5 protein-coding genes are annotated in these 4,253 nt (G+C 70.7%); 2 read left to right on the top strand and 3 right to left on the bottom strand.

All coding sequences use genetic code 11. The annotated features are described in order from the left end of the window. A partial coding sequence (locus AC2VON_RS05750; protein WP_486952075.1) for an NUDIX hydrolase occupies window positions 1-500 on the bottom strand: 500 nt, incomplete at its 3' end. Window positions 501-637: 137 nt separating this feature from the next. On the opposite strand from AC2VON_RS05750, the gene AC2VON_RS05745 reads away from it, so the two are divergent. Together AC2VON_RS05745 and AC2VON_RS05740 are read left to right on the top strand one after the other, a co-directional pair. Continuing rightward, a complete protein-coding gene (locus AC2VON_RS05745) occupies window positions 638-2,092 on the top strand; it encodes a CCA tRNA nucleotidyltransferase (RefSeq protein WP_486952074.1) in 1,455 nt (484 codons plus the stop codon). A 25-nt stretch (window positions 2,093-2,117) separates the two neighbouring features. Then, complete coding sequence (locus tag AC2VON_RS05740) at window positions 2,118-2,630, top strand: pullulanase (RefSeq protein WP_486952073.1); 513 nt, start codon at window positions 2,118-2,120, stop codon at window positions 2,628-2,630. Between the two features lie 10 nt (window positions 2,631-2,640). Here AC2VON_RS05740 and AC2VON_RS05735 read toward each other — a convergent pair whose 3' ends face one another. Next, on the bottom strand, window positions 2,641-3,429 hold the full coding sequence (locus AC2VON_RS05735; protein ID WP_486952072.1) for a TIGR03084 family metal-binding protein: 789 nt from the start codon (window positions 3,427-3,429) through the stop codon (window positions 2,641-2,643). Between the two features lie 24 nt (window positions 3,430-3,453). Beyond that, window positions 3,454-4,253 (bottom strand): MFS transporter (locus AC2VON_RS05730; RefSeq protein WP_486952071.1); only part of this gene is annotated, 800 nt, incomplete at its 5' end.

The raw sequence follows: 4,253 nt of genomic DNA, 5'->3' as shown, positions 1-4,253 counted from the left end.
TGGTGCACGGTCTTGTGCACCCGCCGGCCCTCGGTAACGAACCAGTAGTCGATGCTGCCGAGGGCCGCCAGCACGCTGCCCCGGACTCCGGTTTCCTCGGCGACCTCGCGGACCGCCGTTTGCTCGGCTGTCTCGCCGACCTCAAGGTGGCCCTTAGGCAGCGACCACAGCATTCGGCCACGCCGGTCTACCCGCCCGATGAGGGCGGCGACCTGAGCCTCTCGCGGTCCGTCGATACCGTCGATGACCAGGCCGCCGGCGGAGGTTTCGTGCACCGTGCGAAGCCGGCCCGGATGTGTCGAGCGGCGGCGCGGCACCGCCCGCCCGGTCACCGAGCCTCCCGGGGTTGCCGGGGTTGCCGGGGTTGCCGGGCTTGCCGGGCTTGCCGGGGTGTTGCCGTCGTAGCCGGCGGTGTCAGCGAGGCCGGCGTGGTTGGCTGCCGGACCGGAAGCGCGCCGACCACGGCGCTGCCCTGGCTTCGCATTTTCGCCGTCCGACACCCATGTGATAGTAGCTGGCACGTGCCGGCTCCTCCGCACGCCGTTCCGGCGTGCATCGTCGCCGGACTGTGCTTGGTTGTCCGGCTCCTCCGCACGCCGTTCCGGCGTGCATCGTCGCCGGACTAGGCTGATCGGACGTGCCCGAACCCATTGACGACGCCGCCCAGCTGGCGGGCGCGGCGGTCGCGCTGAACCGGCACGCCGGGCTGCTGCGCGATCTCGGCGGATTGTTCGACACGGCCGGTCACCAGCTGTACCTGGTCGGCGGATCGGTGCGAGATGCGCTGCTGGGCCGATTGAGCCCTGACCTGGATTTCACCACCGACGCGCACCCCGAGCAGGTGCAGCGCATCGTGCGAGGCTGGGCCGAGGCGCTGTGGGAGACCGGCATCGAGTACGGCACCGTCGGCGCCTCCGTGGGCGGCCACCGCCTGGAGATCACCACATTCCGGGCCGACCGTTACGACCAGGTGTCGCGTAACCCGCAGGTGCGCTTCGGAGATCGGCTCGATGACGATCTGGTGCGCCGCGACTTCACCGTCAACGCGATGGCGATCCGAATCGGCGCGGCTGGCGCGGGCGAGTTCCTCGATCCGCTGGGTGGCCTGGCGGCGCTGCGCTCCGGCGTGCTGGATACCCCGGCCGCACCGGAGGCCTCCTTCGGCGACGATCCGTTGCGGATGTTGCGTGCCGCCCGGTTCGTCGCCCAGCTCGCCTTCACCGTGGCCCCGCGGGTACGAGCCGCGATCGAGGAGATGGCGCCTGCGCTGGCCCGTATCACCGCCGAACGGGTCGCCGCGGAACTGGACAGACTGCTGCTCGGCGCCGATCCGGTCGCCGGGATCGACCTGATGGTGCAGACCGGGCTGGGCGAGGTGGTGCTACCCGAGGTCGGCGCGATGCGGATGGCGATCGACGAACATCACCAGCACAAAGATGTCTACCAGCATTCGCTGACGGTGCTGCGGCAGGCCATCGAACTAGAGGATCCCCCGCCGGACGGCGGCCCCGATCTGGTGTTGCGCTGGGCGGCGCTGTTGCACGACATCGGCAAGCCGGCCACCCGCCGCCACGAGACCGGCGGCGGGGTGAGCTTCCACCACCACGAGGTGGTGGGCGCCAAGATGGTCCGCAAGCGGATGCGGGCGCTGAAATATTCCAGGCAGATGGTCGACGACGTCTCGCAGCTGGTGTATTTACATCTGCGGTTCCACGGCTACGGCGAGGCGAAGTGGACCGATTCGGCGGTGCGCCGCTACGTCACCGACGCTGGTCCGCTGCTTCCCCGGTTGCATAAGCTGGTGCGCGCCGACTGCACCACCCGCAACAAACGGCGGGCGGCACGCCTGCAGGCCAGCTACGACGGGCTGGAGGCCCGGATCGCCACGCTGGCCGAAGCCGAAGACCTGCAGCGGGTGCGGCCCGATCTGGACGGCAACGAGATCATGGCCCTGCTCGACATCCCGCCGGGCCCGCAGGTCGGCAAGGCATGGGACCACCTCAAGGAGCTGCGGCTGGAGCGTGGGCCGCTGTCACGGGCGGAGGCCACCGCCGAGTTGTTGTCCTGGTGGGAAACCCGGCGGAACCAATAGCCGCGACGCGGCGTCTCAAACTGGTATGGAGTACTGCCTCGGCGATGGTGACGGCACGGCGGCGATCTGGGACAGGCCACCCGATCTGGACCTCGACGGCGACGGCCGGCCCGACGCGGTCAGCCTGGATTTCGACGGCGACGGGCTGCGCGACGATGCCCTGGCCGACTTCGACGGGGATGGGATCGCCGATCATGTGGTACTGGACCTTGACAACGACGGTGTGCCGGAGGCTTATTTCACCGACGACGGGTCAGGTACCTGGGCGGTTGCGGCCGACCGGGCCGGGTTGCGCTGGTTCGGGCTGGACGGCGTCGAGCACACCGGCGGCCCGCTGGTCGACTTCGACGGCGACGGCCAAACCGACGACCGGCTGTTCGACACCGACGGCGACGGGCTGGCCGACCGGGCGCTGGTGGGCAGCGACAACGGCGGGTACGACACGGCTTACGTCGACACCGACGGCGACGGGCGGTGGGACGTCAAGCTGACCGACACCGACGGTGACGGCGCCGCCGACGGGGCGGCGGCCCTGTAACGCCGCAGGCTCACCGGCTCGATCGGCGCCGGCCGGGCGGGCCCGCGAAGGCCTGCGCGATCATCAGCCAGCGCTGCGCGTCGGCGCCGCTCGCGATGATGTCGAGGGTGGCCAGCGGGCGCCGCTGGGTGACGAGAAAACAGAAGTGCTCGGCCGATCCGGTGACCCGTTGCGCGGCTTCCTTTTCCTTCGGCCCCCACGACCAGGTGCCGCCGTCGGGTGCGCGCAGTTCGACCAAGAACGGTTCGGCCGGCGGCGTCAGCTCGTTGACAAGGAAGGCGTAGTCGCGGGTGCGCACACCCAGGTGGGCGATGGAGCGCAGCCGCGCGGTGGCGGGCCGGGTCACGCCGAGGGCGTCGGCGACGTCGAGGCCGTGCGCCCAGGTCTCCATCAGCCGGGCGGTGGCCATCGAGGCGGCGCTCATCGGCGGGCCGAACCACGGTAGTTTGCGGCCGTCGGGTACGGTCAGCAGTTCCGCGTGCAGCCGCGCGCGGGTAGCCCGCCAGTCGGCGAGCAGGTCGACGGGCGGGGTTGTCGCCAGCTCGGCGGCGCCGTGGTCGACGAAGCCAGTCGGGTCGGCCGACGCCGCGGCCAACACCTCGGCGAATCCGGCCTGGTCGGTGACCGCCGTGAGCGAAATCCGATCGGTCCACAGCAGATGGCCGATCTGGTGGGCGATGCTCCAGCCCGGCGCGGGCGTCGGCTCGGCCCATTGGGCATCGACGAGCGGCGCCACCACTGCATCGAGATCGTCACTCTCGGCGCGCAGATCGGCGACCATCGGAGCAGCACGGGCCATGCGGGTACTTTAAGCCAGCTGCCGCTATCGGGCGCCGACAGGCTCGCGGCGGCGGCCTATGACACTGTGTGCGACCAGCCCGGCCAGATAAAGCAAGGTTCCCGCCACAACCAGTGACGGCGCCCGGCCGTCATCGGGCAGCACCGCCGCGGCGGCTGCGACCGCGACCAGGAACGCCACCCAGAACAGCGAATCCTGGACCGCGAACACATGTCCGCGCAGGGCGTCGTCGACGTCGATCTGCATGGCGGTGTCGGCGCACAACTTGACCATCTGGCCGGCCACGCCGAGGAGCAAGCCGCAGATCACCAGCATCGGCAGGTACAGGCCGATAGCGGCGAGCTGGATGACGGCCGCCGCCGCCAGCGCGCCGTTGCCGGTGGCGTAGCGTCCCCAGAGGCGCACCGCCGGCGGGGTCAACACGGTAGCCAACAGCGACCCGGTGCCGGCGGCGGCGACGAACAGCGCCGTGGTGCCCAAACCCGCGACGGACTGCGCTCCGACGTCTCCGACGTGTCGGACCAACACCAGCACCAGCATCGTGTTGATTCCGAACGTCATCCGGTGCGCCGCCAGGCCGGACAGGCTGGCCGCCACGGTGGGCACGGCGCGCACGGTGCGCGAGCCGTGCAGCCAGCCGGTCGTCACCGCGTAGAAAACCGAGCCGTGGATGGCGCGGTTCGTGTCGTCGGGGCCGAGCATGTGGGCGGCGAAGCGCAGGGACAACGTCAACGCGATCGCCACCGGGATCGCGTCGATCAAGATGATCGACGCGGCGCCGCGGTCGTCGGCGCCCACCAGCCAGCGCGGCACCAGCATGAAGT

Source organism: Mycobacterium sp. TH-M82 (genome assembly GCF_057473605.1).
The sequence above is the reverse complement of the archived record's forward strand: the minus strand, read 5'-3'. Positions and strand labels throughout refer to the sequence as shown.

Coding starts and splice junctions, on each gene's coding strand:
- AC2VON_RS05740 (WP_486952073.1), top strand. CDS start 2,118: ATGGAGTACTGCCTCGGCGATGGTGACGGCACGGCGGCGATCTGGGAC.
- AC2VON_RS05735 (WP_486952072.1), bottom strand. CDS start 3,429: ATGGCCCGTGCTGCTCCGATGGTCGCCGATCTGCGCGCCGAGAGTGAC.